The organism is uncultured Ruminococcus sp. (assembly GCF_934476685.1).
Taxonomy (GTDB): domain Bacteria; phylum Bacillota; class Clostridia; order Oscillospirales; family Ruminococcaceae; genus Hominimerdicola.
On the sequence record NZ_CAKSNX010000001.1, the window covers coordinates 453,304 to 478,157 of the forward strand.

At 44.1% G+C, this 24,854-nt stretch carries 25 protein-coding genes; 16 read left to right on the forward strand and 9 right to left on the reverse strand.

Annotated elements, in window-relative coordinates:
• Positions 1-5 precede the first annotated feature (5 nt).
• The 4 genes from Q0E19_RS02065 to Q0E19_RS02080 form a co-directional block, all read right to left on the reverse strand.
• The gene (locus Q0E19_RS02065) at positions 6-470 is read right to left on the reverse strand and encodes a GNAT family N-acetyltransferase (RefSeq protein WP_365904425.1); all 465 of its coding nucleotides are present in this window, start codon (positions 468-470) and stop codon (positions 6-8) included.
• A 61-nt stretch (positions 471-531) separates the two neighbouring features.
• Positions 532-2,148 (reverse strand): ATP-binding cassette domain-containing protein, encoded by a 1,617-nt coding sequence (locus Q0E19_RS02070; RefSeq protein ID WP_294406750.1) that lies wholly within the window; start codon positions 2,146-2,148, stop codon positions 532-534.
• A 182-nt stretch (positions 2,149-2,330) separates the two neighbouring features.
• Positions 2,331-2,993, reverse strand: coding sequence for a DUF2461 domain-containing protein (locus tag Q0E19_RS02075; protein WP_294406752.1), 663 nt, complete (start codon positions 2,991-2,993; stop codon positions 2,331-2,333).
• 6 nt (positions 2,994-2,999) lie between these two features.
• Positions 3,000-4,550 carry a glycosyltransferase family 39 protein gene (locus Q0E19_RS02080; protein ID WP_294406754.1) on the reverse strand — a complete coding sequence of 517 codons (1,551 nt, stop codon included), beginning with the start codon at positions 4,548-4,550 and terminating at the stop codon, positions 3,000-3,002.
• Between the two features lie 261 nt (positions 4,551-4,811).
• Here Q0E19_RS02080 and Q0E19_RS02085 point away from each other — a divergent pair, with 261 nt between their 5' ends.
• Genes Q0E19_RS02085 through Q0E19_RS02100 form a run of 4 tightly spaced genes read left to right on the forward strand, consistent with a single transcriptional unit; the run spans position 4,812 to position 6,465 of the window.
• On the forward strand, positions 4,812-5,123 hold the full coding sequence (locus Q0E19_RS02085) for a GNAT family N-acetyltransferase (RefSeq protein ID WP_294406756.1): 312 nt from the start codon (positions 4,812-4,814) through the stop codon (positions 5,121-5,123).
• Entirely contained in the window at positions 5,113-5,250 is a 138-nt protein-coding gene (locus Q0E19_RS02090) for a hypothetical protein (RefSeq protein ID WP_294406759.1), read from the forward strand. The genes Q0E19_RS02085 and Q0E19_RS02090 overlap by 11 nt, the downstream gene beginning before the upstream one ends.
• The gene (locus Q0E19_RS02095) at positions 5,243-5,629 is read left to right on the forward strand and encodes a cytidine deaminase (protein ID WP_294406761.1); all 387 of its coding nucleotides are present in this window, start codon (positions 5,243-5,245) and stop codon (positions 5,627-5,629) included. Before Q0E19_RS02090 ends, Q0E19_RS02095 begins: the two co-directional genes overlap by 8 nt.
• Before the next feature lie 35 nt (positions 5,630-5,664).
• The gene (locus Q0E19_RS02100; protein ID WP_294406763.1) at positions 5,665-6,465 is read left to right on the forward strand and encodes an EFR1 family ferrodoxin; all 801 of its coding nucleotides are present in this window, start codon (positions 5,665-5,667) and stop codon (positions 6,463-6,465) included.
• Positions 6,466-6,520: 55 nt separating this feature from the next.
• On the opposite strand, the gene Q0E19_RS02105 is transcribed toward Q0E19_RS02100, so the two are convergent.
• From Q0E19_RS02105 to Q0E19_RS02115, 3 genes are read right to left on the reverse strand one after another with little or no spacing between them, the layout of a single operon-like run.
• Complete coding sequence (locus Q0E19_RS02105; RefSeq protein ID WP_294406768.1) at positions 6,521-8,353, reverse strand: ABC transporter ATP-binding protein; 1,833 nt, start codon at positions 8,351-8,353, stop codon at positions 6,521-6,523.
• 1 nt (position 8,354) lies between these two features.
• A complete protein-coding gene (locus Q0E19_RS02110; protein ID WP_294406771.1) occupies positions 8,355-10,691 on the reverse strand; it encodes an ABC transporter ATP-binding protein in 2,337 nt (778 codons plus the stop codon).
• A gap of 22 nt (positions 10,692-10,713) precedes the next feature.
• Positions 10,714-11,235: a MarR family transcriptional regulator gene (locus tag Q0E19_RS02115; RefSeq protein ID WP_294406773.1), complete on the reverse strand. Its 522-nt coding sequence runs from the start codon at positions 11,233-11,235 to the stop codon at positions 10,714-10,716.
• Positions 11,236-11,448: 213 nt separating this feature from the next.
• Here Q0E19_RS02115 and Q0E19_RS02120 point away from each other — a divergent pair, with 213 nt between their 5' ends.
• From Q0E19_RS02120 to Q0E19_RS02130, 3 genes are all read left to right on the forward strand, one after another.
• Positions 11,449-12,240, forward strand: a complete 792-nt coding sequence (locus tag Q0E19_RS02120; RefSeq protein WP_294406775.1) for a hypothetical protein — start codon at positions 11,449-11,451, stop codon at positions 12,238-12,240.
• A gap of 223 nt (positions 12,241-12,463) precedes the next feature.
• On the forward strand, positions 12,464-13,102 hold the full coding sequence (locus tag Q0E19_RS02125; protein WP_294406778.1) for an ECF transporter S component: 639 nt from the start codon (positions 12,464-12,466) through the stop codon (positions 13,100-13,102).
• 33 nt (positions 13,103-13,135) lie between these two features.
• Complete coding sequence (locus Q0E19_RS02130; RefSeq protein WP_294406782.1) at positions 13,136-13,900, forward strand: type III pantothenate kinase; 765 nt, start codon at positions 13,136-13,138, stop codon at positions 13,898-13,900.
• Positions 13,901-13,987: 87 nt separating this feature from the next.
• Here Q0E19_RS02130 and Q0E19_RS02135 read toward each other — a convergent pair whose 3' ends face one another.
• A complete protein-coding gene (locus tag Q0E19_RS02135) occupies positions 13,988-14,662 on the reverse strand; it encodes a Crp/Fnr family transcriptional regulator (protein WP_294406786.1) in 675 nt (224 codons plus the stop codon).
• A gap of 157 nt (positions 14,663-14,819) precedes the next feature.
• Between Q0E19_RS02135 and Q0E19_RS02140 the strand changes: the two genes are divergently transcribed.
• From Q0E19_RS02140 to rpsI, 6 genes are all read left to right on the forward strand, one after another.
• A complete protein-coding gene (locus tag Q0E19_RS02140) occupies positions 14,820-15,557 on the forward strand; it encodes a 4Fe-4S binding protein (RefSeq protein WP_294407035.1) in 738 nt (245 codons plus the stop codon).
• A 969-nt stretch (positions 15,558-16,526) separates the two neighbouring features.
• Positions 16,527-17,033: a hypothetical protein gene (locus Q0E19_RS02145; RefSeq protein WP_294406788.1), complete on the forward strand. Its 507-nt coding sequence runs from the start codon at positions 16,527-16,529 to the stop codon at positions 17,031-17,033.
• Positions 17,034-17,035: 2 nt separating this feature from the next.
• Complete coding sequence (locus Q0E19_RS02150) at positions 17,036-17,503, forward strand: hypothetical protein (protein ID WP_294406790.1); 468 nt, start codon at positions 17,036-17,038, stop codon at positions 17,501-17,503.
• Positions 17,503-17,709: a helix-turn-helix transcriptional regulator gene (locus Q0E19_RS02155; protein ID WP_294406792.1), complete on the forward strand. Its 207-nt coding sequence runs from the start codon at positions 17,503-17,505 to the stop codon at positions 17,707-17,709. Before Q0E19_RS02150 ends, Q0E19_RS02155 begins: the two co-directional genes overlap by 1 nt.
• A gap of 340 nt (positions 17,710-18,049) precedes the next feature.
• Positions 18,050-18,478: a 50S ribosomal protein L13 gene (rplM, locus tag Q0E19_RS02160; RefSeq protein WP_294406794.1), complete on the forward strand. Its 429-nt coding sequence runs from the start codon at positions 18,050-18,052 to the stop codon at positions 18,476-18,478.
• 16 nt (positions 18,479-18,494) lie between these two features.
• Positions 18,495-18,896, forward strand: coding sequence for a 30S ribosomal protein S9 (rpsI, locus tag Q0E19_RS02165; RefSeq protein ID WP_294406796.1), 402 nt, complete (start codon positions 18,495-18,497; stop codon positions 18,894-18,896).
• Between the two features lie 205 nt (positions 18,897-19,101).
• Here rpsI and nadA read toward each other — a convergent pair whose 3' ends face one another.
• Positions 19,102-20,034, reverse strand: coding sequence for a quinolinate synthase NadA (gene nadA, locus Q0E19_RS02170; protein WP_294406797.1), 933 nt, complete (start codon positions 20,032-20,034; stop codon positions 19,102-19,104).
• A gap of 222 nt (positions 20,035-20,256) precedes the next feature.
• On the opposite strand from nadA, the gene ilvB reads away from it, so the two are divergent.
• The 3 genes from ilvB to Q0E19_RS02185 all read left to right on the forward strand — a co-directional run bounded on the left by ilvB (position 20,257) and on the right by Q0E19_RS02185 (position 24,837).
• On the forward strand, positions 20,257-21,945 hold the full coding sequence (ilvB, locus tag Q0E19_RS02175; protein WP_294406799.1) for a biosynthetic-type acetolactate synthase large subunit: 1,689 nt from the start codon (positions 20,257-20,259) through the stop codon (positions 21,943-21,945).
• A 77-nt stretch (positions 21,946-22,022) separates the two neighbouring features.
• Complete coding sequence (locus Q0E19_RS02180) at positions 22,023-23,180, forward strand: AI-2E family transporter (RefSeq protein ID WP_294406801.1); 1,158 nt, start codon at positions 22,023-22,025, stop codon at positions 23,178-23,180.
• Between the two features lie 142 nt (positions 23,181-23,322).
• Positions 23,323-24,837, forward strand: coding sequence for a spore germination protein (locus Q0E19_RS02185; protein WP_294406803.1), 1,515 nt, complete (start codon positions 23,323-23,325; stop codon positions 24,835-24,837).
• Positions 24,838-24,854: the final 17 nt, after the last annotated feature.

The following is a 24,854-nucleotide window of genomic DNA, read 5'->3' on the forward strand; positions in this document are numbered from 1 at the left end:
CTAAATTATTTCAGTTCATAATAAAAAAGTATTATATCCGAAAACTCTCCGCCGTCAAGCTGAAAGCCCTTTGGTACAGTTCCGATGCGTTTAAAACTAAGTGATTCGTAAAGCTTTATGGCGGTTTCATTGCTTGCCACCACAGCGTTGAACTGCATTATGCCGAAACCGTGAGCCTTTGCCTGTTCAAGACAGTCAAGCACAAGCTTTTTTCCTGCGCCGTGACCACGGAAATTGCTGTCCACCGCATAGCTTGCGTTGCAGATATGTCCGCATCTGCCAACATTGTTCGGGTGTAGGATATACATTCCCTTTATCTCACCCTTATATTCAGCCACACCGCAGTATGTCTGTGCGGCAAAAAATTCTCTGCCGCTCTCAGCGTCAAGCTGTTCCCTCTGGGGGAAAGCTATTCCGTCCCGTACTACTTCGTTCCATACAGCGGTCATACCGTCAATGTCAGCGTCCATATATCTGCGTATGATAATATCTTCTGAGTTTTCCATAGATATGCCTTCTTTATGTGAAATTTTATTCAATGAACGACTTCATGCCGTGTTCTCTTCTCCATTCAAGGAACTCTTCATATGTGCCCTGTCTGTCGATACAGCCGTCAGGAGTTATCTCGATTATTCTGTTTGCAACAGTCTGTACTATTTCGTGGTCGTGGGAAGCGAAAATAACTACTCCCTTGAAATCTCTCAGACCGTTGTTTACTGCTGTAATGGATTCGAGGTCAAGGTGGTTGGTCGGTCTGTCCAGCATAATTACGTTAGAGCCGAAAAGCATCATACGGCTGAACATACATCTTACCTTTTCTCCTCCCGAAAGTACCTTTACGGGCTTGTATATCTCATCACCGGTAAAGAGCATTCTGCCGAGAAATCCTCTGAGGAATGTGTCTGTTACCTCTGATGTGGAATAAGGTCTTATCCAGTCAACTATGCTCTCGTCATGATCGTTGAAGTAAGCAGAGTTGTCAACAGGGAAGTAAGAGCGTGATGTTGAAACGCCCCACTTGATCGTACCCTCGTCAGGCTCTTCCTCTTCGGCAAGTATCTTGAAGAGCATTGTTATAGCCTGCTCCGACTCACCGATGAAAGCCACCTTATCTGTTCTTGAAAGGGTGAAAGATACGTTGTTGAGGAGCTTTACACCGTCAACAGTCTTTGAGATACCATTGACTTTAAGCACGTCCTTGCCAAGCTCTCTGTCGATATTGAAACCGATGAAAGGATATTTTCTTGATGATGCAGGCATCTCTTCAACTGTGAGCTTGTCAAGAAGCTTTCTTCTTGCGGTAGCCTGCTTTGACTTCGACTTGTTCGCTGAGAAACGGTTGATGAACTCCTGAAGTTCCTTGATCTTTTCTTCAGCCTTCTTGTTCTGATTTTTCATCATTCTCTGCATAAGCTGTGATGACTCGTACCAGAATTCGTAGTTGCCCACATACATCTTTATCTTTGTGTAGTCTATATCAACGATATGGGTGCAGACATTGTTGAGAAAATGTCTGTCATGAGATACAACGAGGACAGTTCCGAAATAGTCGGCAAGGAAATCCTCCAGCCAGCGTATAGCGTCGATGTCAAGATGGTTGGTAGGCTCGTCCAGCATAATGATGTCAGGGTTGCCGAAAAGCGCCTGCGCAAGCAGTACCTTGACCTTTTCGTTACCCGAAAGTCCAGCCATCTGAGCGTAAAGGATATCTTCAGGAAGTCCAAGGCCCTGAATAAGACGTGAAACGTCTGACTCAGCCTCCCAGCCGTTAAGCTCTGCAAATTCGCTCTCCAGCTGACCTGCTCTGTCGCCGTCCTCCTCGGAGAAATCTTCCTTTGCGTAAAGCTCGTCCTTTTCCTTCATTATATCGTATAAACGCTTGTTGCCCATAATAACGGTATCAAGCACGGTGTATTCGTCATAGGCAAAGTGATCCTGCTTTAAAACAGAAAGCCTTTCGTCCTTTGAAATAGAAACTTCACCCGTTGTCGGCTCGATCTCGCCGTTGAGGATCTTTAAAAATGTAGATTTTCCTGCGCCGTTTGCACCGATGATTCCGTAGCAGTTGCCGTTTGTGAATTTCAGATCAACGTCCTTGAAAAGAAGCTGACCTCCGAAAGAAAGACTTACGTTTGAAACTGTGATCATCTTACCACTCCTTAGAATTGTTATTCATAATATTTTACCAGTATTTATTTCCTAAAATATTATTGTATCACAAAATCCGCTGTTTGTCTATGTTGACAGGCGGATTTAACTTTTTTTTAATATTTGACAGTAAAAAGGCGGAGCAAAAGGTCATTGCTCCGCCGATATTTGTCGAAATATATTCAGACCATTTCCTCAGCCAGTATAAACATTTTATACAGATCGCCAAGCGACTTAAAATCCTCAGCTACTGTTTTGGAAAGTGTTTCCGAGAAGAGAAGGTCAGGATCATCGCTTGCAAAATTTACGCTTATGGATTTCCTGTTCAGCCATTTTTTCAGATCTTCAGGCTGTTCGGGGAAGTGGTCACGCTTGTATAGCTCGCCGTCAAGAATGAACTTATCCTGCTTTTCAAAGTTTTCTATGGCTTTTAAAGCGGTCGGATTTCCGTTTACGATAAGCTCCCTCACCTTTGCCATGACCGCTGTTGGCGTCTGATAGTATCCGCAGCCCCAGCCGAAACCGTCGGGACTGACATAGAAATAAAATTCAGGCTTGCTTACAAACGGCTCTTTCCTGCGGCAGAGCGAACACCAAAGGCTTTCACGGAAAAATGATTTTCCCTTTGAATATCTTGCGTCACGATATATCCTCGATATCTTTTTCGGTGTGCAGATTATCTTATCGTCTATCTTTTCAAGCACAGGCGCAAGGTCGAGGATAAGCTCTGTAAAAGGCTGTATAAGAGCCTCCTGATAAATATCCTTGTGTTCCTTGAACCATTCCTTGTCGTTGCGTGTATAGTTTTCAAACAAAAAAGCAGGCGCTTTTTCGGTAAAAGGCATAGCTTTTCATTCCTTTCCGTCTGCGGTCTGAGGTAAAGCCTCAGTCTTGCCTTTCATAAAAAGTTTGCGTATCAGTTCTGATGTCATATCAAGTCCGTCTGCCGCCATTATGAGCATAAGTGGGATAAAGTTGAACAGGTATCTCGACCTTGTTTCCCATATGAGCAGGAAAACAGTAAGCCCGAAAACCGTCAGCCTTACAAAGTCCATAGAACTTGCTTTTTCCTTGATAAATCCGTTTATCACCGACAGCAGAAGTGCTGTGACTATCATAAAATGATATGACTGGAAATATAAAAGCGACTTTGTTCCCTTCATAACAAGGTATTTTACAAAACCTTTCTGAGCGTAAACAAGATGATTGTTTATATAGTATGTGCCGTCGCCCCATGTAAATCCGAGCTTTTTGAAAATGTGCTTTGTGCTGCTCTGTGCGTCGGCTTCGGATAATCTCTCTTTTATTATCTCAACGCTTTTTTCTTTCCTTGTTTCATAGTCGGGGAGAAACTTTGTGAAGTTGTGATCGTCAACGTCAAATCCGCCCTCATCTTTTAACCCCATCATTATCCAGTGGTTGGTAGGGAAACGATACTGCGCAAGCTGTTCTTTTGTGGCAATGCCTGCCGCTGAGGCATAGTTGCTCAGTATAACAGAGTTGAAAAGCAGGAACAGCGCCGCCGTAACTCCTGCTCCGCAGAGCCAGCGTTTTATCGGTATGTTTACAATAAGGTACATAAGCATTGATACCATTATTATAATAAGGCTGCCCTTTATGGAATATCCCACAGCGATCAATGCTCCTGCCGCAGTGATGTTTCCCATAAAAGCGGAGAACTTTTCCGCACGTTTCGCCTTTATGACAAAATATACTGCCGCCGTAACAAAAGGCAGGCTCACCGAGTCGGTGTAACAGTATGAAGAGTATGTGTAAAGTGGAGCATAACCAAGCATAAGGATAATTCCCAAAGCACTGCGGCAGTTGTCCGAAAACATCAGCTTCATACATTTATAGAACATAAACATACCTATCTGCATAAGCACTATATTAAGTATACCCGGCGCATATATGGATATGCTGCCTGTTATAAGGTATATTATCTTATAATAATTTGAAAGCAGTATAAGAAATGCCCAGTTATTTGGGAACTGATAGAAATAGGTAGTATGCCCCTTTGTGGACTGTACAGCCTGAGCGTAATCCTCGCCCTGAGCATATGCCCTTGCCGCAGCGTCAACATAGGCGCAGTCGCTGTACGGCTTTGTTTTCAGTGTGAACAGCAGGAAAAGCTGCCCAGCCGCAAGTATAAGCGCACCGCCGACATAAAGCATACGCAGCTGCTTGTCCGTCAGCTTTACACGGCTTTTGAAAAGGGTGTAAAGTATAGTGAGCACTATTCCGAAAAATATGCCTATAAATATTCCCTTGAAATCGAACTCAACCATTTTTAACGGCAGATTCATTGTGTTGGAACAGTATGTAAGACATACGCTTGTTATTATCACCAGCATAAGCAGGAAATAGACACCGTAGAATACCCTGCTGAATGTTTTTATCATTTTGTTCAACTCTTTTTTCATAATTTTTGTTTTGTTCTTTTGTTATTCTGAATGTGAAAATTCATTTATAATTCTTTTATTTAGCGTTCAATATTATATCACACAGAATTTTAAAAATCAATCTGATATCTGCGAAGTTTACAATTTTTTGTGAAACCATACTTACTTAAACCGCAATTATAATGAAAAACTATTGATTTTTACATATAAATATTGTATTATAATATCTATAAAATAATTTCAGCATACAGGTGTGGTAAAATGGACGTTAAAATAAATGAAATGACAGCACAGCTTTTCCTTGAACTGTATACTTCGGTCGGCTGGCAGCCGCCATGCATAGAGCAGGTCGAAAAGGCTTTGGAGAATACCGCAGCCACATTTACTGTCTGTGACGGCGGCAGGGCAGTTGGTATGGCAAGGCTTATCGGCGACGGCGGAATGTCTTTTTATATCAAGGATCTCGCTGTTATACCGTCTTATCAGTCGAAGGGCGCAGGCTCTTTGCTTATAGACGCTGTGGAAAAAATATATAAAGGAGAATATCGCCGCAGGCTGGGCGGTGAGCCTTGAACTTATCAGCACGAAGGAAGCAGTAGGATTTTATAAGAAAAAAGGCTTTGAGGAAAGACCATGCGAATGGGACGGTCCGGGAATGTTTAAAATGGTGTTCAGAAAAGGAAAAAATGATAATGACTAAGGAATGGAAGGAACTTTACGATGCGGCGAGATCGGTCATTGCCGCTAAGAAGCTTTCAAAAAATATGTTCGTGGGCGAAGTGGGTGCGGCTGTGCTCAGTTCAAAGGGAAATATCTATACAGGAGTATGCATAGATACAGCCTGCTCGCTGGGATTTTGTGCGGAGAGGAACGCTCTTTCGACTATGTTCACAAATGGCGAATATGAGATAGTAAAGGTGTGCGCCGTATACAAAGACGGCAGCGTTATGCCGCCATGCGGAGCCTGCCGTGAATTTATGATGCAGATGGGCGAAACGGCAAAGGATATTGAAGTCCTTGTAAGCAACGACGGCAGAACAGTCCGTCTTGCACAGCTTATGCCTGAATATCAGTATTAAAATGTTAAAACAAAAGCAAGGAGAATCTTATACATATGGTATTATATTTCAGCGGAACGGGAAACACACGCTTTGCGGCAGAGGGGATAGCAAGATTGACGGGGGATAAGCTATGTTCTATGAAAGAGCTTATCAGAACTGGCAGACATCAGAAATTCCGTTCAGACAGACCTTTCGTTATCTGCGCACCGATATATGCGTGGAGATTTCCGAGGATAGTTGAAAGCTTTATAAGAAGATCGGATTTTTCGGGCAGCAGGAAGTTCTATTTTGTTGCTACCTGCGATTCTCAGACGGGCGGTGCAGAGAAGTATCTTAAACGGCTTTGCTTTATAAAGCATATGCAGTTCGGCGGAATGGCTTCCGTTGCAATGCCTGAGAATTATATAGCAATGTATGACGCACCGTCGGCGGAGGAAAAAGAGAAGATATTTTCCCGTGCTTACAGGGAGATAACCGATATCGCTGCCCTTATCACAGAGGGCAGAAAGCTGTATGATGTGCGCAGATCATTCCTCGGCAGAGCGCTGACCACTATTGCAAATCCTGCATTTTACAGTTTTCTTGTCAGCACAAAGCCTTTCCACGTTACGAATGCCTGCACAGGCTGCGGAAAATGTGTAAAAGGCTGCATATTCAAAAGCATTTCACTTAAAGACGGAAAACCTGTCTGGAACGGGAAATGCACCCATTGTATGGCTTGCATAAACGGCTGCCCTGCAAAGGCTATCGAGTACGGCAGCGCAACGGAGGGGAGAGATAGATATTTCAACACTCTGACCTTTGACGAATATGAAAAGCTGCACGGCTCAAAAGATTTACATGATAAAAAATAAAAGCAAGGACGGTACAGAATAAACTGCACCGTCCTTTTGTATTGCTGTGATCTTATTATGCGTGTTCAAACTGTGAGTTGTAAAGAGAAGCGTAGAAACCGTCCTCAGCCATAAGTTCGTCATGGCTGCCCTGTTCGATTATGTCGCCGTCTTTCATTACAAGTATAAGGTCTGCGTCACGGATAGTTGAAAGTCTGTGAGCAATGATAAAGCTTGTTCTGCCCTCCATAAGGTTATCCATAGCTTTCTGTATCCTTATCTCCGTTCTTGTGTCAACGGAAGATGTTGCCTCGTCAAGAATAAGGATCTTGTTGTCGGCAAGGATTGCTCTTGCGATAGTGAGCAGCTGTTTCTGTCCCTGTGAAACGTTTGAAGCCTCTTCGTTCAGCTCCATATTATATCCGCCTGGGAGAGTTTCGATAAAGTGGTGAACGTGAGCAGCCTTTGCAGCCTCGATGACCTCCTCATCTGTTGCGTCAAGTCTGCCGTAGCGGATATTCTCCATAATAGTTCCGTTGAAAAGCCATGTGTCCTGCAATACCATTCCGAAAGCCTCACGCAGCTCGCTGCGGTCGAAATCCTTTATGTCATAGCCGCCTATCTTTATCCTGCCTCCGTTAAGATCGTAAAATCTCATGAGCAGCTTTACCATTGTGGTCTTTCCTGCACCGGTCGGACCAACGATAGCGATCTTCTGACCCGGCTTGACGTGGGCGGAGAAATCGTGAATGATTATCTTATCGTCTGTATAGCCGAACTTTACGTTTTCAAAATCCACCTCAGCGGCAGCCTCGCCGATAGAGATAGGAGCGTGGTCAAGAGCTTTCTGATCCTCTTCATCTTCGTCAAGGAACTCGAATATTCTTTCTGCGGCAGCTGCTGTGGACTGTATCATTGAAGATACCTGAGCAAGCTGCTGGATAGGCTGGGTGAAGTTCTTTACATACTGGATAAATGCCTGTATGTCGCCGACTGAGATCTTGCCGTCCATAGCGAGATATGCACCGAAAACTGCTACCGCAACATAGCCGAGGTTTCCGACGAACTGCATTACAGGCATCATTATGCCCGAAATGAACTGTGACTTCCAAGCCGAGCTGTAAAGCACGTCATTTGCTGCATCAAAATCCTTTTTTACGATATCTTCACGATTGAAAGCCTTTACAACAACGTGACCGCCGTAGACTTCCTCGACCTGTCCGTTTACATGACCGAGGTATTCCTGCTGTCTGTGGAAATATTTCTGTGAGTGTTTTACAACTACGCCGACGATTATTCCCGAAAGTGGGATAACGAGCAGCGCCACAAGCGTCAGCTTAGGGCTGATAGAGAGCATCATTATCAGTACGCCTATAACCATTGTGACGGAGGTGATGAACTGAGTTATCGACTGGTTAAGGCTTGTGCCGAGAGTGTCTACATCGTTTGTGACTCTTGAAAGCACCTCGCCGTGTGTCATTTTGTCGAAATAGCTCATCGGCATTCTGTTTATCTTTGCAGCTATATCCTTTCTCAAACGGTAGCAGAGCTTCTGTGAGATGCCCGTCATTATAAAGCCCTGTATGAACTGGAAAAGTGCGGCGATAACATAAAGTCCCATAAGGATAAGGAGTATCCTGCCTATCTTTGTGAAATCTATACCGCCTGTGCCTGCTATCTTTGCGACAAGTCCGTCAAAGAGTGCGTCTGTCGCTTTCGCAAGGACTTTCGGTCCTGCTATGTTGAAAACTGTGCTGCCTATGGCGAATATCATTACAGCCAGTACGCCCAGCTTGTATCTGCCCATATATTTAAGCAGCTTGCTCATAGAGCCTTTGAAATTCTTCGGCTTTTCGCCTGCGCCCATAGGACCTCTTCCCATAGGGCCTCTTCTTCTTGGCTGCGGCATTCTACATCTCCTCCTTTCCGTCTGTTTCGTCTGTGTTCTGTGCTTTGTGACTTTGCTTTTTAGCCTCTTCAAGCTGTTCTTCGTATTCGCTGTCGGAAAGCTGCGACCTTACTATCTGTGTGTATACAGGGCAGCTGAGCAGCAACTCGTTATGTGTACCTTGTCCTGCTATCCTGCCTTCGTCAAGAACGATTATGCGGTCTGCATTCATTATTGTAACGATACGCTGTGCAACTATAAGCACTGTGCTGTCGCCGACATTTTCGCCGAGAGCTTTTCTGAGGGCAACGTCCGTCTTGAAGTCAAGCGCAGAGAATGAGTCGTCGAAAATAAATATCTTTGGGTCTTTCGCAATGGCTCTTGCAATGGAAAGACGCTGTTTCTGTCCGCCAGAAACGTTTGAACCGCCCTGTGCGATAGGACTTTCGTATTTGTCGGGTTTTGCCTCGATAAACTCAGATGCCTGAGCTATCTCAGCCGCTTTCTTAAGATTTTCCTCGGAAGAATCAGGACAGCCGAAGCTTAGGTTAGAGTTTATATCTCCTGAGAACAGTACGCCTTTCTGCGGAACATAGCCGATCGACTCACGGAGAGCGTGCTGAGTGTAATCTCTTACGTCCTTTCCGTCAATGGTTATTCTGCCGCCTGTAACGTCATAAAATCTTGGGATAAGATTTACAAGGGTGGATTTTCCGCTGCCCGTACTTCCGATAATGGCGGTTGTCTTTCCCGGTTCTGCGGTGAAATCTATATCGTGGAGAACGTCGCAGTCAGCGTTTTCATATCTGAAATCAACGTGTTCAAATCTGATAAGTCCTTTTTCGGGCTTTTTGCTGTCAGCGTCAGCCTTGTCGGTGATGTTCGGCTGAGTGGTGAGTATCTCGTCAACTCTTTCAGCAGCCACAGCGGCTCTCGGCAGCATGACGGATATCATTGAAAGCATAAGGAAAGCCATTATTATCATCATAGAGTAGGTTATGAACGCAGTCATACTTCCGACCTGAAGCTTGCCTAGATCTATCTGCTTTGCGGCTACCCATACGATAAGAACGGATATGCCGTTCATTATGAACATCATAACAGGCATCATAAATGTCATTACTCGGTTTGTAAAAAGCATTGTTGAAGTCAGTTCCTTGTTTGTGCCGTCGAAGCGCTCCTCCTCGTGCTTTTCTCTTGAGAACGCTCTGATAACAGGCAGACCTGTCAGTATCTCTCTTGTAACAAGATTGAGCTTATCGACCTTTGTCTGCATTATCTTGAATTTAGGCATTGCAACGCCCATAAGCACAGCCACAAGACCAAGAACTAGCAGTACGGCAAGACCGATTATCCATACCATGCTTGTGTTGGTGTTAAGCACCTTGATAAGTCCGCCCACACCGAGTATAGGCGCATAAAGGCACATTCTCAGCATAATGGTAAGCACCATCTGTATCTGCTGGATATCGTTTGTGGAACGTGTGATAAGGCTCGATGTGGAGAACTTATCCATCTCCGCATTTGAAAAGCTTACTACCTTTTTGAAAACACCAACTCTGAGGTCTTTTCCTATTCCTGCACCGATCTTTGCGGCGAGGTAGCATATCGCAATGGTGCAGACCATTATTACCGCAGCCATAGCCAGCATTCTTCCGCCCTGTGCGAAAAGGTAGTTCTTCTGGAACTGCTCCATATCTACCGACAGGGAGGCATACTCTTCCTGCCAGAATGCCTTTGCGGACTGTGAAACGGCAGTGTCGGACATTGAGGAATATTTATCCTCTATCTCTTTTCTTATGTCAGTACCGCTCATAATGCCCGCTCTTACCATAGCTAAAGGGGTTATCTCTTCACCCGACTGCATAAGCTCGGCAAGCTTTTGCTGCTGTTCGGGAGTCATATCTTGAACATCCTGCATCTGTGAGTTATCGGCAGACTGTTCGCTGCTGTCCGCTGCTTTGAGCATTGCAGTATATGCAAGCACGGCAGAACCGAAATCATCGTCCAGCTTTTCGATATCCTTCTTGTTTTTGGTGCTAAGTTCATAAACCTTTCCGCTCTCAGCACCGTCAGCCGTCGGGATATCGCAGTCGGTTATGCTGTCTTTAAGAGTGTAAAAGCTGTCCGCCTCAGCCTGTTCACTTTCGGTCATAAACAGTTTTACATCATCATATGTCTGCTCGCTTATTACCTGCGGGCAAACATTTTCCACGCCTTTCTGCATAATGCCCGTATCCATTATGTCAGCGGTATAGTTAGGCAGGGAAAGATCGCAGTAAGCCTGCACAATGAGCAGCACGAACACTATCAGCGTACCGACCACATAGCCTTTCATATATTTCAAAAGCTTTCCCATAGGTAAATATCACTATCCTTTCTTATGTCTTGTCTTTACTATCTTTATTGTCTTTGTTCTGTTGGTTTTCCTGTATGTATTTTTCTGTTTCGGTTTCAAAAAGCGTAAAAAGCTCGTCCGAAAGCTTGAACAAAGTTTCACATTTTTCATCGCCAAACCTGCTGAATATCTTCCGTATGAGCTGCGCTTTGAATTCGTGCTCCTCTAACCACAGTTCACGCCCCTTTTCTGTTATATAGACGTTTACCCCACGACGGTCTGAGTCGCAAAGCTTTCTTGTCACACAGCCTTTGCTTTCAAGAGCATTTATCATCTTTGTCGCCATAGCAGGGGAGCAGCGCATACGTTTCGACAGGGCAGACATAGAAAGCGGCGCTTCCGCCGTACTGTCGCCGATTTTCTCGGTCATAAAGAGTTTACCCAGCACAAAAAACTCGTTCTGATTAAGCACCTTGCAAAGCTGAAAAATTTTAAGATCACGCATTCTCATATGTATAGATATAAGATTTTCCAGCATTTCGGTATTATTATCGTTGATCTGCATTTTAATTTCACCTCTTTTAAAAATATTTCACTTGGTAAAATATTTATTGCGTGAAGTATATTTTAGCACATCTCATTTTAATTGTCAAGCGTCTGAAATGAGTATTCAGAGAATACTTGTGTTTTTGGGAAAAATGGTGTATAATATTATTTATTACAGTGAGATTATTGTTTGATTTTTGTTATATATATTTATATAAGGAGATATTTGGTGATGAACGGATTTGATACTTCATTTACTGATTCGCTTTTCGGAACTCAGCCGCAGCCTGCAAAGCCTGTGTATACTGCCCCTGCCGTTGGCGGCGGTATAATGTGGTTTGTGTGCTGCCTGCCTCTGCTGGGATTGTTCCTTGAAAATTTTGCAGTTTCAAAATGGGCAGGGATATTCCTTTGGATAGCTGTGCCTGTTATGATGATAGCCTGCTGCTTTGCCGATCACAGAAAGCTGAAAAAGCTTTGCGGTGAGGAAAGCTGCCGTAGTCTGGCTAAATGGCGCTGGCTCGTTCCTGTTTATGTTTTCAAACGTGAAAAAATTTTCGGACGTGAAACTTATAAGGCTATAATGCTCGTGATATTCTGTGCCGCAGCATTATTTATGAACGGATTCGTTTCGGGAAGATCTGTCAATACAGACAGCGTTCCTGTGCTGCTGGAAAATTCCTATGTGCAGAACCTCGACAATTTCAGCGGTACTTCCGCAAATATTATCGGTGAACAGCTTGATAATTACCTTGAAGAAACTGATTGGAGCTGTACAAAAAAGGGTGATGTCTATACAGCTGTATGCAGCGGCAAAAAGGACGGCGTAAAGACAGAGGTCGTGTTCAAGGTAGTCCATGACGGCTTTACTTATCAGTCGGTAAGGATAGACTGCATAAAGGTAAACGGAGAAAAGCTGGAGGGTGACGATTACAAAGACACCCTTACCCGCATATTCATTCCGGAGGCTTTAGAGGACAGTTCGTCAGAAGAAAGCTCGGCGGAAAGCTATGTAAGCGCTTAAAAATTTATATGAAATGATAAGCAGGCAGTCGGTATTTATCGGCTGTCTGCTTTTTCGTTAGAGCAAAAGGCAATGCCGCACAAAGCTGTCAAAGGGCAGCGGTGCGGTTATGTCTTTATCTTTTTTGTTTTTTTTGCTTGCATTTTGTGCGGAAGAGTGTTATAATACAAAATGTATTGTATTGTATCCTCATATGAGGAATAATAACAAGGAGGTTTCTGTTATGAAATCACAGAAAAAAATCAAATCGCTTGTACTGCTCGGTCTTATGGCGGCAGTACTCATGGTTCTCGCCTACACACCTTTGGGGTATCTGAATATCGGACCTCTCGCCGTAACATTCAATACTATCCCTGTTGCGATAGCAGCTGTCGCTTTAGGTCCTGTCGGGGGAGCGATCATAGGAGGAGTTTTCGGTCTTACAAGCTTTCTTCAGTGCTTTGGAGGAAGTGCGCTTGGAACAGCACTTTTTGCTGTAAACCCTGCGTTCACTGTTGTTCAGTGCTTTGTGCCGAGAATACTTGACGGACTTCTCGTTGGTCTTATTGCCAATGTTATGAGAAAGCATTGCAGGAATTCTTTGGTGAACTCAGCTGTATCAGGTTTCTGTGCAGCATTTTTCAACACGCTTTTCTACATGACCAGCCTTATAGTGCTGTTCGGCAATTCAAAGCCTATAATGGGATACCGTGAAACACTTGCACCTGGAAAGAACGTTTTTCTTTTCGTATGCACTTTCGTTGGAATAAACGCTGTTGCAGAGTGGATCTCATCAACACTTGTAACAGGTGCTGTTGGAGCTGCACTTACAAAGGCAAGACTTGTGCCTGCTCCTAAATCAAAGGCTGCGGCTGCAGAATAAAGCCGAATAAATCTGAAACGGAGATATGACAAGATGATTCTTGCAATAGATATAGGAAACACAAATGTAGTTCTCGGCTGCTTTGACGGAGAGAAGATACTTTTCAGAGAAAGGGTATCGACAAATCAGACCGCAACTGACCTTGAATATGCAGCGAATATGAAAATGGCTATGGAAATGCACGGCATAAAGCCAAAGGACATTGACGGAGCGATAATCTCATCAGTAGTGCCGTCGGTGACAAATATGTTCAGGACTGCTGTGCAGAAATATCTTGGCGTTGAAGTAAAGGTAGTCGGCCCGGGAATAAAGACGGGACTGAGTATTCTGATAGACAACCCTGCTCAGCTGGGCAGCGATCTTGTTGTCGATGCAGTAGCGGGCATAAACGAATATCCTGCGCCGATGATAATAATAGATATGGGAACGGCTACGACCTTGTCAGTTATCGACAGCAACCGCAGTTATCTTGGCGGAATGATAATGACAGGTATGGCGGTATCAACGGACGCACTCATTATGCGCACCGCTCAGCTGCCGAAGATAGCTTTTGAAAAGCCTAAGAAGGTCATAGGAACTAACACAGTCGATTGTATGAAGAGCGGCATAATGTATTCAAATGCCTGCGCTATTGACGGACTTGTGGAACGTATCGAGGAAGAGCTTGGAGAGAAATGCACTGTTATCGCCACAGGCGGACTTGCAGGTGTTATCACTCCGCTTTGCAAAAGGGATATCATTCTTGACGACGATCTTCTGCTCAAGGGACTTATGATAATCTATAATAAAAACAAATAACATACGATAATAATATTTTATAATACAATACAGATCATTCGCAGGGTTGGGCATATGCTCTCCCTGCTTTTTCTTTGCTCGGTCGGCTCAGATCATATGCATATCAGACAGAAAGCTTTCGCAGAGAGTAAAACGGTTCTTTCGGCAAACTATAAGCTGCTCGGCTGACATTTTGCCTATCTCAGCGGAAAGTGCGCTCCTGTCAACGTTGAGAAAATCCGCAAGCTGCTGACGTGAAAAAGGGATATCAAACTGCGCAGAGCCTTTCATTTCATACACAGATGACAAATATTCCGTAAGCCGTCCACGGATAGTTTTCGGGGTAAGGCAGTTTATTTTCCGTGTCAGAGTGAGATTTTTTGATGCCATTATATTAAGGAGATTTTTCAGTATGACTTCACATTCGCTGCAAAGTATGCTGTCAACGCTGAGAAAAAGTATGCTGCAATCCGTTTCCGCTGCGGCGCTGACCATAAGGGGGCTGCCCGAACAGGCATAAACCTCTGCAAAGATCTGTCCGCTGTCAACGGCGGAGAGAATGTTCCTGCTGCCTGTATAGCCGCTGCGCTCTATAATGACTTTTCCCGACAGCACAAGTCCGAAGCAGTCTGTTTTTTCACCTCTGCGGAAGATGATCTCACCTTTGGAAAAGTCCTTTCTGCGCAGGGAAAGTTCTCCGTTCAGCATATCTGAAAGTTTTTCGGGCGGCAGACCTTTGAAGAGAGGTTCGTTCAGAAGTTTTTGGACAAATATATCATTCATGGGTTTTATCTCCTTTGAGTTTAATCAAAAATATTTTAAAATGTTGTATCTACAACAGACTTTGCAAAGAAATTATATTATAATATTGACATAAAGTCGAGGACATTTCAAAACACACAATAAAACGGAGGTACAAAACATGGAAAACATAAAGAAGATCAAGAGAAGAATAATCAGCATTGACGAAGAAAAGTGCAACGGCTGCGGAGCGTGTGCAGATGCCTGTCACGAAGGTGCAATAGGAATGGTAGACGGAAAGGCAAAGCTGCTGCGTGATGATTACTGCGACGGACTGGGAGATTGTCTGCCAGCCTGTCCGACGGAGGCAATAACATTTGTGGAGCGTGAGGCAGCGGCATATGATGAGGCGGCGGTGCTTGCGAACAAGGCAAAGAAATCAGCAGCGGCAGGAGCAAAGCCGTTGCCATGCGGCTGTCCCGGAAGTATGGCGAGGAGTTTAAAAAAGCCTGCGGCAATGGCGGAAAGTGTTTCGTCGGGCAGTATTCCGTCACAGCTCAGCCAGTGGCCTGTACAGATAAAGCTTGTACCTGTAAATGCACCGTATTTTGACGGAGCAAGGCTGCTGATAGCGGCGGACTGCACAGCGTACGCATATGCAGATTTCCACAGGGATTTTATAAGGGGCAGGATAACACTTGTGGGTTGTCCGAAGCTTGACAGCGTAGATTATTCCGAAAAGCTGACGGAGATAATCCGCTGCAATGACATAAAGGAAGTTACTATCGTGCGTATGGAAGTACCATGCTGCGGAGGACTTGAAGCGGCGGCAAAGAAAGCAATTCAGCAGAGTGGAAAATTCATCCCATGGCAAGTCATCACAATAACCACAACAGGCTCGGTCCTCCCGGACGGGGTAATACGCTACGCTCGGTAAACTCGCTGTCTTCTGTCGGATTTTCTCATTTAGCGCTCGGAAGAGTCCTCCCGGACGGGGTAATTCGGGACACTCGACAAGCTCGCTGTCTGCTGTCCAAACTTTTACTTTTGCGCTCGGAAAAAAACGAGATATAACTTTTACTAAAACCAAATTTGATGAGGTTTTGTATTGGCTTTTTTGGGGGTTGATTAGGTCTTACCTCGCCTTTCAAAGTTTGCACCAAACTATAAATACCAAACAAAGTGAAAAGCAATCACAAACTCTCAAACGCACAAAGCAAGTTTTAGGATCAACCCCTTTTACAAAAGGGGTTGCTAGGGTTCAAAGGGGACAGCGTCCCCTTGTCGCTCCCGCAGGAGCGAAATCCCCCACGGAGGAGCTCCGCATAGGGTGAATTTGAAAATAGTCCAGCGGACTGTTTTCAAAGAGGGGCAGTCCTCACCGGACGGGGTAATTCGGGACGCTCGGTAAACTCGCTGTCTGCTGTCGGGTCTGTTACTTTGCGCTCGGAAGAAACAGATATGTGTCTTTTACGTAAACCAACTTTGATGAGGTCTTGTATTGGCTTTTTTGGTTTGATAGGCTTTATCTCGGTATGACAAGGTTCGATATTTCGGTAGGGGCGACCTGTGGTCGCCAGCTTTCATCAAATTTAATTAAATACTTACCCAATGCCACAAATCCTGCGTAGTGAGGAGTTTTTGACCGCCACTTTAGTTCGATTTCCGTCAATTAAATATTATTAAATGAGTATAGCAAGACCTGAGCAAAGTTTGTTCAGGTCTTGCTTTTTGTAGAAAATTTGAGAAACAAGGTGAAAAATTTGTGCATATATACAAAAGTGATAAATTTGTCACTTTATATATTGACTTTCAAGGAGCAAAGTGATATTATTGTCACATAAGGTGATAAATAAATCACTTTGTTATACAGCTGTGTAAATGACAAAAGAAAGAAGATGTAACAATGAAGGACAAAACGGAGATAAAGACAGACAAGATATCATACAAAAAATATTACAGACTTATGGGTATCTTAGGCACTTTGGGCGGAGCAATGTGGATATTCTATTGGGCAATGGAAAAGGTGCTTCCCGATATCGAAAAAGGAGATACGCTTGCAAATGCGATAAATCTTATCGTATCTTTGGGAACGCTTGCGTTAATAGCCGTGTGCATAACGAAAATAATCTCCACAGTCGGAAAAAGAGATACAGACGACGAACTTGCTCAGCAGACAACGGCAAAGGTCAATCAGACATTTATATCATTCCTGTTTACCTTGGCTTGCCTGTTTATTTCAGTTATGACTTTGTTTTCTGAAGTTTTAGGAAACTTAAAGATAACGCTGAATGAATATGTTATAACGGGTTTGATATGGATCTGTTATGCGGTGTACAATTTTATAGGGCTGTATTTTGAAAGCAAGTTTGACGATATTGACAATGAAGATGACGAGGACGAGAAGGAATAAAAATGAAAGATAAAAAAGAAAAAAAGAAAATCACGCTGAGAGAATATCACAAAAAACGTATGGCAACAGGCATTGCTATACTTATCATGGAGATATTTGAAAATACTGTCGAACATTACAAGCTTGACGAAACAACATGGGCGACGGTGATATTTGTTGTGCTTGCGGCAATATCGTTGATATTTGCAGTAATATGGCTGTATGCAAGCTGTCAGAAAGTTGACAAAGAGGACGAAATGGCAAAAGAAAATATGCTCAAGGCACATCAAAGTATCACAACAGTGTTTTTGATAATATTAGCAGTAGCGATCTTTATATCAATGTTCTGGGACGGAAGTATAACCATAAAGATAAACAGCGACAGACTGTATCAAGTATGGTTTATATTCTGGTTCAGTTATATGACCCTTGAAAGCGGATTTTTTCTTCATCAAGAGGGAAAACTCAGTGTTGACGAGGAGGACGAGTAATGCCCGAACTTACAACAAAAATAAAGGAGTACCGTGCAAAATTTGATATGAAGCAGGGTGAGCTTGCGGAAAAGGTGGGCGTAAGGCGTGAAACCATAATCCGCCTTGAAAAAGGGCAGTATAACCCCTCGCTCAAACTGGCTATGGATATTGCACAGGTTTTCGGTACTACCGTTGAGGAGCTGTTTTCCTTTAAAGACAGCTGAGAAACGGATATTTCAGTCAAAGGCAAATTTTTAATATATCGTCCGAATACTTGCTGATACTCTTAAATGCTTTGATTTTTGCGGTTATCTGTAATTTGAATAAAAAGTGAAATGAGATATAAGAAATCAAGAGAAATGAAGAAAAATGCAGAGATATCAAGCGTGAGAGGGATATAAATTAAAAATAATCTAAAATTCGGCGTTTTGACTATTGACTTTGTACTTGACATCGTGTATAATAAAGAACGTTGCGAAGTCCGCAGTGGTATGCTGACCTTGCGGACAAACCGTATTTTCAGATACGGACAGTTATTTTGAAATTTTGATTGGAGGAAATCATATGTCAACTTATATGCCTAAGGCTGGGGACATCACCCGTACATGGTATATTCTCGACGCTGAGGGTCAGTCCCTCGGTAGAGTTGCAGCAAAGGCAGCTCACATTCTTCGCGGCAAGCATAAGCCAACTTATGCACCACACGCTGACTGCGGAGATCACGTAATCATCATCAACACAGATAAGGCTGTTCTTACAGGCAAGAAGCTTGAGCAGAAGTCTTACAAGTGGCACACAGGCTGGATCGGCGGTCTTAAGGAGATCAAGTATTCAAAGCTTATGGCTGAGCAGTCTGACAGAGCTATGACGATCGCTGTTGAGGGAATGCTCCCTAACAACACACTCGGCAGAGCAGCTGCAAAGAGATTAAGAGTTTACAAGGGCGCTGAGCACAACAATGCAGCACAGAAGCCTGTTAAGTACGAACTGTAAGAGAGGAGCAATTTAGATGTACGAATCAAAGAAGCCATATTTCTATGGCACTGGTAGAAGAAAGCATTCTGTTGCCCGTGTTCGTGTTTACGAGGGAACAGGTAAGGTAACAATCAACGGCAGAGATATTGACGATTATTTTGGTCTTGAAACACTCAAGCTCATCGTTCGTCAGCCATTTGCAGTAACAGATACAGTTGACAAGTATGATATTGTCTGCACAGTAACAGGCGGCGGAGTTACAGGTCAGGCTGGTGCTATCAGACACGGTCTTTCAAGAGCTCTCCTTCAGGCAAGCGATGATTTCAGACCTCTCCTCAAGAAGGAAGGCTTCCTCACTCGTGACCCAAGAATGAAGGAAAGAAAGAAGTACGGTCTCAAAGCCGCAAGACGTGCTCCACAGTTCTCAAAGAGATAATTCCTCTCCGAGAAAACCGTATTTTATGCACATACGATATATCGAATTTCAACCGTCCTGCTTTTTCAGCAGGGCGGTTTTATATTGTCTAGCAACCAAGTATATAACATTCTGCGGTCATAAAAATCATAACAAAAACTGCTCCCATTCATCAGTTCCCTGATAAAGAGGAGCAGTTTTTTCGTTCTTATATTACTTGTAAATATCAGCCGCCCAGACGGATCATTTCGTCTATGCAAACTCTTGCAGCTGAGATCTCTTCATCGGACATGATTATCTCGTTTCCGCCGCCGCAGCCTATGCCCTTGCATGACTTGTATACGTCCATAAGTGTTGTCATCTTCATGTTCGGGCAGAGTATCTTCTTTGAAAGAATGTAGAATTCCTTGTCAGGGAATTTGTACTGGAGATGCTCGGCTATGGATATCTCTGTTCCGATGATAAACTTCTTGGCATCTGATTCTGACGCATAGTTCATTATACCTGATGTAGAGCCTGCATAATCAGCCTGCTTTGTTACGGCTGGGATACACTCAGGGTGAACAAGCACCTTTGCGTTAGGGTGTGCAGCTTTTGCTGCTTCAAGGTCAGCCTTCGTTACTGACGCATGGACCGGACATCCGCCCTGCAAAAGCTTTATATCCTTATCTGGGCAGGCTTCCTGAACAAAGCTGCCGAGATTGCAGTCAGGAATGAAAAGTATCTTGTCAGCGTCCATATTCTTTACTATCTTTACAGCAGAAGATGATGTAACGCATACATCGCATACTGTCTTGAGTGCTGCTGTTGTATTTATGTAGCAAACTACCTTTCTGTCAGGCTCCATAGCCTTGAGAGCGGCGATCATATCAGGTTCCATCTGTTCAGCCATAGGACATCCTGCGTTCATGTTTGCAAGATATACGTTCTTGTCGGGGGAAAGCATCTTTGCGGTTTCTGCCATAAAATGTACGCCGCACATAAGTATGTTCTTATTCTGTACCTTAGACGCTTCAACGCTGAGTTTATATGAATCTCCCGTGATATCGGCGATCTCAACGATCTCTTTTGCCTGATAGCTGTGGGCGAGGATGCAGATATCCTTTTCTTTTTTCAATCTCAGGATCTCTTCCTGAATATCTCTGATATTTCCGCTCATAGTTCCTACTTCCTTTTTGATATTTTTTATCGAAAGCGGCAATATCTTCAGCCGCTTTATAATAAGTATACTATACAGGTGGGAAATTGTCAAGGGCGGATAAAACGGCTGCGGCACAGTGGTTTTATATCCATTATCTGCCTTGACAATTCGGCGCTGTTATAGTATAATTATATATTAATGTTGAAAAATATCAAATTGTATTGAATAGGAGAGTTATTTATGTTATTAAACGGTTCTGATGTTATTATTGAATGCCTTCTGGAGCAGGGCGTAGATACTATTTTCGGTTATCCGGGCGGCGCTGTGCTTAATATTTACGATGCGATTTACAAGTATTCCGATAAGATCAGGCATATAATCACAGCTCATGAGCAGGGCGCTTGCCATGCTGCTGACGGCTATGCAAGAACCACCGGAAAAACAGGCGTTGTACTTGCTACTTCCGGCCCTGGTGCAACTAACCTTGTTACAGGTATCGCTACCGCTTATATGGATTCTATCCCTATGGTCGCTATCACAGGAAACGTTACACGCAATCTGCTGGGACTGGATTCTTTCCAGGAAGTTGATATCTGCGGTATAACAATGCCTATTACGAAGCATAATTATATAGTAAAAGATCCTGCAAAGCTGCCTGAGATAATCAGAGAGGCTTTCTATATCGCTAATGAGGGAAGAAAAGGTCCTGTACTCATAGATATCCCTAAGGATATCACAGCGGCTATGATAGAGTATGACAAGTGCGAGCCTAAGCCTATCGTCAACCACAACCCTGACGGTATAAATGAGGAGATCGCAGCAGCCGCAGAACTTATAAAGAACGCTGAAAGACCTTTCATCTATGCAGGCGGCGGCGTAGTTTCCGCTGACGCAACAGAGGAAATGGCTGAGTTCGTTAAAAAGGTGGACGCTCCTGTTTCACTTTCACTTATGGGACAGTGTGCAGTTGACAATACAATAGATAATTATATCGGTATGCTCGGTATGCACGGCACAAAGACAGCCGCTCTTGCGCTGAGCAAATGCGACCTTATGATCGTTCTCGGATCAAGATTTTCCGATAGAGTTCTCTGCAATCCTAATACTTTCGCAAAGAACACAAAGATCATACATATCGAGATCGACCCTGCCGAGATAGGCAAGAATATCGAGGTATATCATCACGTTACAGGTGACGTAAAGTACATACTTTCCAGACTCAATGAGCTTCTTCCTGACCTTAAGCATAAGATATGGATGGATCAGGTAATGCAGTGGAAGAAGGACTATGCTCTGAGAATGGTGCCTATCGAGAGCGAGGACGAAGTTCTCCCGCAGGACGTTATCGAGGAGCTTGACAGACTTACAGAGGGAAGTGCAATAATCACTACTGAGGTAGGTCAGCATCAGATGTGGGCTGCTCAGTATTATAACTTCAGAAAGCCGAGAAGCTTTGCGTCAAGCGGCGGACTTGGTACGATGGGTTACGGTTTCGGTGCAGCAATGGGTTCAAAGGTAGGAAATCCTGACAGAACGGTTGTTAATATCGCCGGCGACGGCAGCTTCTTTATGAACTGCAACGAGCTTTCAAGCCTTGCAAAGCATAAGATACCTATGATAGAGCTTGTGTTTGAAAATGACGTTCTCGGTATGGTAAGACAGTGGCAGAGATTGTTCTACGGAAAGAGATTTTCACAGACCAATATCGAAAGAGGCACAGACCTTATGAAGCTTGCTGACGCTTTCGGTGTTGAGGGTGTAAGGATAACAAAGAAGTCTGATATCAAGCCTATGCTTGAAAAGGCACTCTCCTGCGGAAAGCCTTGCCTTGTTGACGTTATTATCAATAAGGATATAAACGTTCTTCCAATGGTTCCTGCCGGAAAGGACGTAAGCGAGCCTATCATGAGCATCGACCTTAACGACTGATACTGAAACGATATCCGCTTTAACCTATCAGAAAGGATACAGATATGTGATCGTATCCTGTATATCATATTATCATTATGAAAATAACTAAAAAATTCAAAGAGAATGCCCTGCTTGTCATATTGGGAGTGGTGGTGTTCTGGGCGCTTTTCAACTATGAGCTTATGCTGAAAATACTGGGCAGCGTTACAGATGTGCTGAAACCAGTCCTGCTGGGAGCGGTAATAGCCTTTATCCTCAATGTGCCTATGTCGGGCATAGAAAAGCATTTTCTCAAAGATCCGAAAAATGAAAAGGCTAAAAAGGCAATGACCAAAATACGCAGACCTCTTGCAATAGTCATTACGTTCCTGCTTTGTCTGGGCGTGGTGGCGCTTGTCTGCTGGCTGGTCATACCTGCCCTTATAAAGACCGTAACTCAGCTTACGGCTGATCTGCCTGTGCTTGCGGATAATTTCCGTCGGCTTGTGGACAACAATGCGGCGCTGACAGAATGGCTCAATAAGATAGATCTGGATCAGCAGGACATAATCAACAAGATAGGCAGCTGGCTCAAAGACGGGGTAGTCATTATGAAGACCCTCGATTCTACCGTAAGCATTGCCACGGCAATATTCTCATCTGTTGTGAATTTCGTCCTCGGTATGTTCTTTGCAGTATATATGCTGGCGCAGAAAGAAAAGCTTAAACGTCAGAGCAAGCAGATAGCATCTGCGTTCATTTCTGAAAGCATAGTCAGCAGGATATGCAAGGTCTGCCGCAGGACTATTGAGATATTTGCAAAGTTTCTTGCGGGACAGACCACAGAGGCGGTCATACTTGGTTCGCTGTGCTGCATAGGTATGTCCATATTCGGCTTCCCGAATGCGGTGATAATATCTGTGCTGGTGGCTTGTACGGCTCTTATCCCTATTGTGGGAGCCTTTATTGGTACGGCTGTGGGATTTCTCCTTATATGTGCCTCAAGCTTTAAACAGGCTGTGTTTTTCGTGATATTTATGCTCATACTACAGCAGATAGAGGGAAACCTTATCTACCCGAAAGTCGTGGGCGGCTCGGTGGGACTTCCTGCCCTGTGGACGCTTTTCGCCGTTACGGTGGGCGGAAATATGTTCGGCATAATCGGAATGTTTATGGCTGTGCCTGTGTTCTCGGTAGTTTACTGTACACTCAGCGAGATAGTTGAGTACAGAAATGAGAGGAAAAACAGTAAAGAACAGACTGAAAAGACTTAAATACTCAAATATAAATAATGATAAAAAGCCTAGTGCAGAGTTATTCGCTTTGCACAAGGCTTATTTTTTGCCTGTCCGTATAATTTTTGTCAATTCAGAGCAGAATAGCTTACAGCAAAACAATATCGGAGGTATGCCTCAAATGAGCTTTTCACCTGATTATAAAAATTACAAAGACGCAAAAATATCCGACGATACCATGCAGGCTATGCGTGATCTGCGGGCGGTAACGGGCAACACAATGGATTTAAATATAATGAACATAAGGATAGGCGGAGTTGAATGTGCCGTTGTTTCTATCGAGGGAATGACCTCGACGGACGCAATGTCGGAGCTTATTTTCCGCCCCATAATGCAGCTTAACGATAAGGGGAAAACTTCCCCTCAGAGGATATTTGAATTTCTGACGGAGGAGAGCCTGCTGGCGGCGGAGCGAAAAACGCTTTTCACCTATGGCGATGTTATACAGTTCCTCTTCTCAGGCTTTGCCGTCATATTTACTGATACCATACCCAAGGCGGTCGCCTACGGCATACAGGGATATGACAAGCGTTCGGTGTCTGACCCTAAAAGCGAGCAGACTATCCATGCCGCACAGGACAGCTTTACGGAAACCATAAGAACAAATCTTTCCCTCGTGAGAAGACGTATGAAAACACCTGCCCTGCGGTTTGAGATGTCGCAGCTTGGAGAGAAAACCTCCACAGATGTCTGCATAATGTATCTTGCGGACAGAGCAAGTCCTGAAATAGTAAGGCGCATACGCACAGACCTCAGCAGGATAAAGCTCGATACAATTATGACTTCCGAATATCTTCAGCCGTTCATAGACGAAAGCTATGAAAATTCTATCTTCTCTTCCGTTATGCGTTCGGAAAGACCAGATATGATATGCACCTGCCTTAATGAGGGAAAGGTCTGCATACTGGTGGACGGAACGCCCTTCTGCCTTATCCTGCCTACGGTTTTTGCGGATAATTTCAGGACCATGGACGATTACTGTCAGAAATCATTCTACGTCACATTTACACGCTGGATGCGGTATATAGCGTTTTTCCTTGCGGTGGCTTTTCCGGGACTTTACGTTGCCCTCGTTATGTTCCACCCTGAGATTTTTACAATGGAATTGCTGCTGAACCTTTCCGCCTCGGAGGAGGCGACCCCATATCCCCTTGTGTTAGAAGTCATTATGCTCATGGTGCTTTTTGAGATAATGCGTGAAGCGGGGTTAAGATTGCCGAAAGCCGTCGGCGGAGCAGTGTCTATCGTTGGCGGACTTATTATCGGAGATGCGGCGGTCAAAAGCGGCATAGTTTCAGCGCCGCTGCTTATCGTTATCGGCATAACCGCAACGGCATCTTTTGTTCTGCCTAGCCTTTACCCTGCAATTTCCGTGCTGAGGATAGTTTTTATCCTTGCAGGCGGACTGGGGGGATTGTTCGGTCTTTCCCTTGCCATAATCGTGCTTATGGCTAACGTAAACAATATGAATGACTTTGCCGTTTCATTTACTGCGCCGATAATGCCTTTCTGCCGTTCATCAGTCAAAGACGTTGTGAGCCGTGCAAGCTTTCGAGAGTATGAACAGAAACATTCCACTATCGGCGAATACAGGCAGACTGATGAGCCGCCGAGAAAAGGGAAAGGCAGTGAATAGGGGAGATAGGAGGGATA

Excerpts from the sequence above, each read along its gene's own strand:
- Q0E19_RS02065 (WP_365904425.1), bottom strand. The coding sequence starts at position 470 with ATGGACGCTGACATTGACGGTATGACCGCTGTATGGAACGAAGTAGTA.
- Q0E19_RS02070 (WP_294406750.1), bottom strand. The coding sequence starts at position 2,148 with ATGATCACAGTTTCAAACGTAAGTCTTTCTTTCGGAGGTCAGCTTCTT.
- Q0E19_RS02075 (WP_294406752.1), bottom strand. The coding sequence starts at position 2,993 with ATGCCTTTTACCGAAAAAGCGCCTGCTTTTTTGTTTGAAAACTATACA.
- Q0E19_RS02080 (WP_294406754.1), bottom strand. The coding sequence starts at position 4,550 with ATGATAAAAACATTCAGCAGGGTATTCTACGGTGTCTATTTCCTGCTT.
- Q0E19_RS02085 (WP_294406756.1), top strand. The coding sequence starts at position 4,812 with ATGGACGTTAAAATAAATGAAATGACAGCACAGCTTTTCCTTGAACTG.
- Q0E19_RS02095 (WP_294406761.1), top strand. The coding sequence starts at position 5,243 with ATGACTAAGGAATGGAAGGAACTTTACGATGCGGCGAGATCGGTCATT.
- Q0E19_RS02100 (WP_294406763.1), top strand. The coding sequence starts at position 5,665 with ATGGTATTATATTTCAGCGGAACGGGAAACACACGCTTTGCGGCAGAG.
- Q0E19_RS02105 (WP_294406768.1), bottom strand. The coding sequence starts at position 8,353 with ATGCCGCAGCCAAGAAGAAGAGGCCCTATGGGAAGAGGTCCTATGGGC.
- Q0E19_RS02110 (WP_294406771.1), bottom strand. The coding sequence starts at position 10,691 with ATGGGAAAGCTTTTGAAATATATGAAAGGCTATGTGGTCGGTACGCTG.
- Q0E19_RS02115 (WP_294406773.1), bottom strand. The coding sequence starts at position 11,235 with ATGCAGATCAACGATAATAATACCGAAATGCTGGAAAATCTTATATCT.
- Q0E19_RS02120 (WP_294406775.1), top strand. The coding sequence starts at position 11,449 with ATGAACGGATTTGATACTTCATTTACTGATTCGCTTTTCGGAACTCAG.
- Q0E19_RS02125 (WP_294406778.1), top strand. The coding sequence starts at position 12,464 with ATGAAATCACAGAAAAAAATCAAATCGCTTGTACTGCTCGGTCTTATG.
- Q0E19_RS02130 (WP_294406782.1), top strand. The coding sequence starts at position 13,136 with ATGATTCTTGCAATAGATATAGGAAACACAAATGTAGTTCTCGGCTGC.
- Q0E19_RS02135 (WP_294406786.1), bottom strand. The coding sequence starts at position 14,662 with ATGAATGATATATTTGTCCAAAAACTTCTGAACGAACCTCTCTTCAAA.
- Q0E19_RS02145 (WP_294406788.1), top strand. The coding sequence starts at position 16,527 with ATGAAGGACAAAACGGAGATAAAGACAGACAAGATATCATACAAAAAA.
- Q0E19_RS02150 (WP_294406790.1), top strand. The coding sequence starts at position 17,036 with ATGAAAGATAAAAAAGAAAAAAAGAAAATCACGCTGAGAGAATATCAC.
- Q0E19_RS02155 (WP_294406792.1), top strand. The coding sequence starts at position 17,503 with ATGCCCGAACTTACAACAAAAATAAAGGAGTACCGTGCAAAATTTGAT.
- rplM (WP_294406794.1), top strand. The coding sequence starts at position 18,050 with ATGTCAACTTATATGCCTAAGGCTGGGGACATCACCCGTACATGGTAT.
- rpsI (WP_294406796.1), top strand. The coding sequence starts at position 18,495 with ATGTACGAATCAAAGAAGCCATATTTCTATGGCACTGGTAGAAGAAAG.
- nadA (WP_294406797.1), bottom strand. The coding sequence starts at position 20,034 with ATGAGCGGAAATATCAGAGATATTCAGGAAGAGATCCTGAGATTGAAA.
- ilvB (WP_294406799.1), top strand. The coding sequence starts at position 20,257 with ATGTTATTAAACGGTTCTGATGTTATTATTGAATGCCTTCTGGAGCAG.
- Q0E19_RS02180 (WP_294406801.1), top strand. The coding sequence starts at position 22,023 with ATGAAAATAACTAAAAAATTCAAAGAGAATGCCCTGCTTGTCATATTG.
- Q0E19_RS02185 (WP_294406803.1), top strand. The coding sequence starts at position 23,323 with ATGAGCTTTTCACCTGATTATAAAAATTACAAAGACGCAAAAATATCC.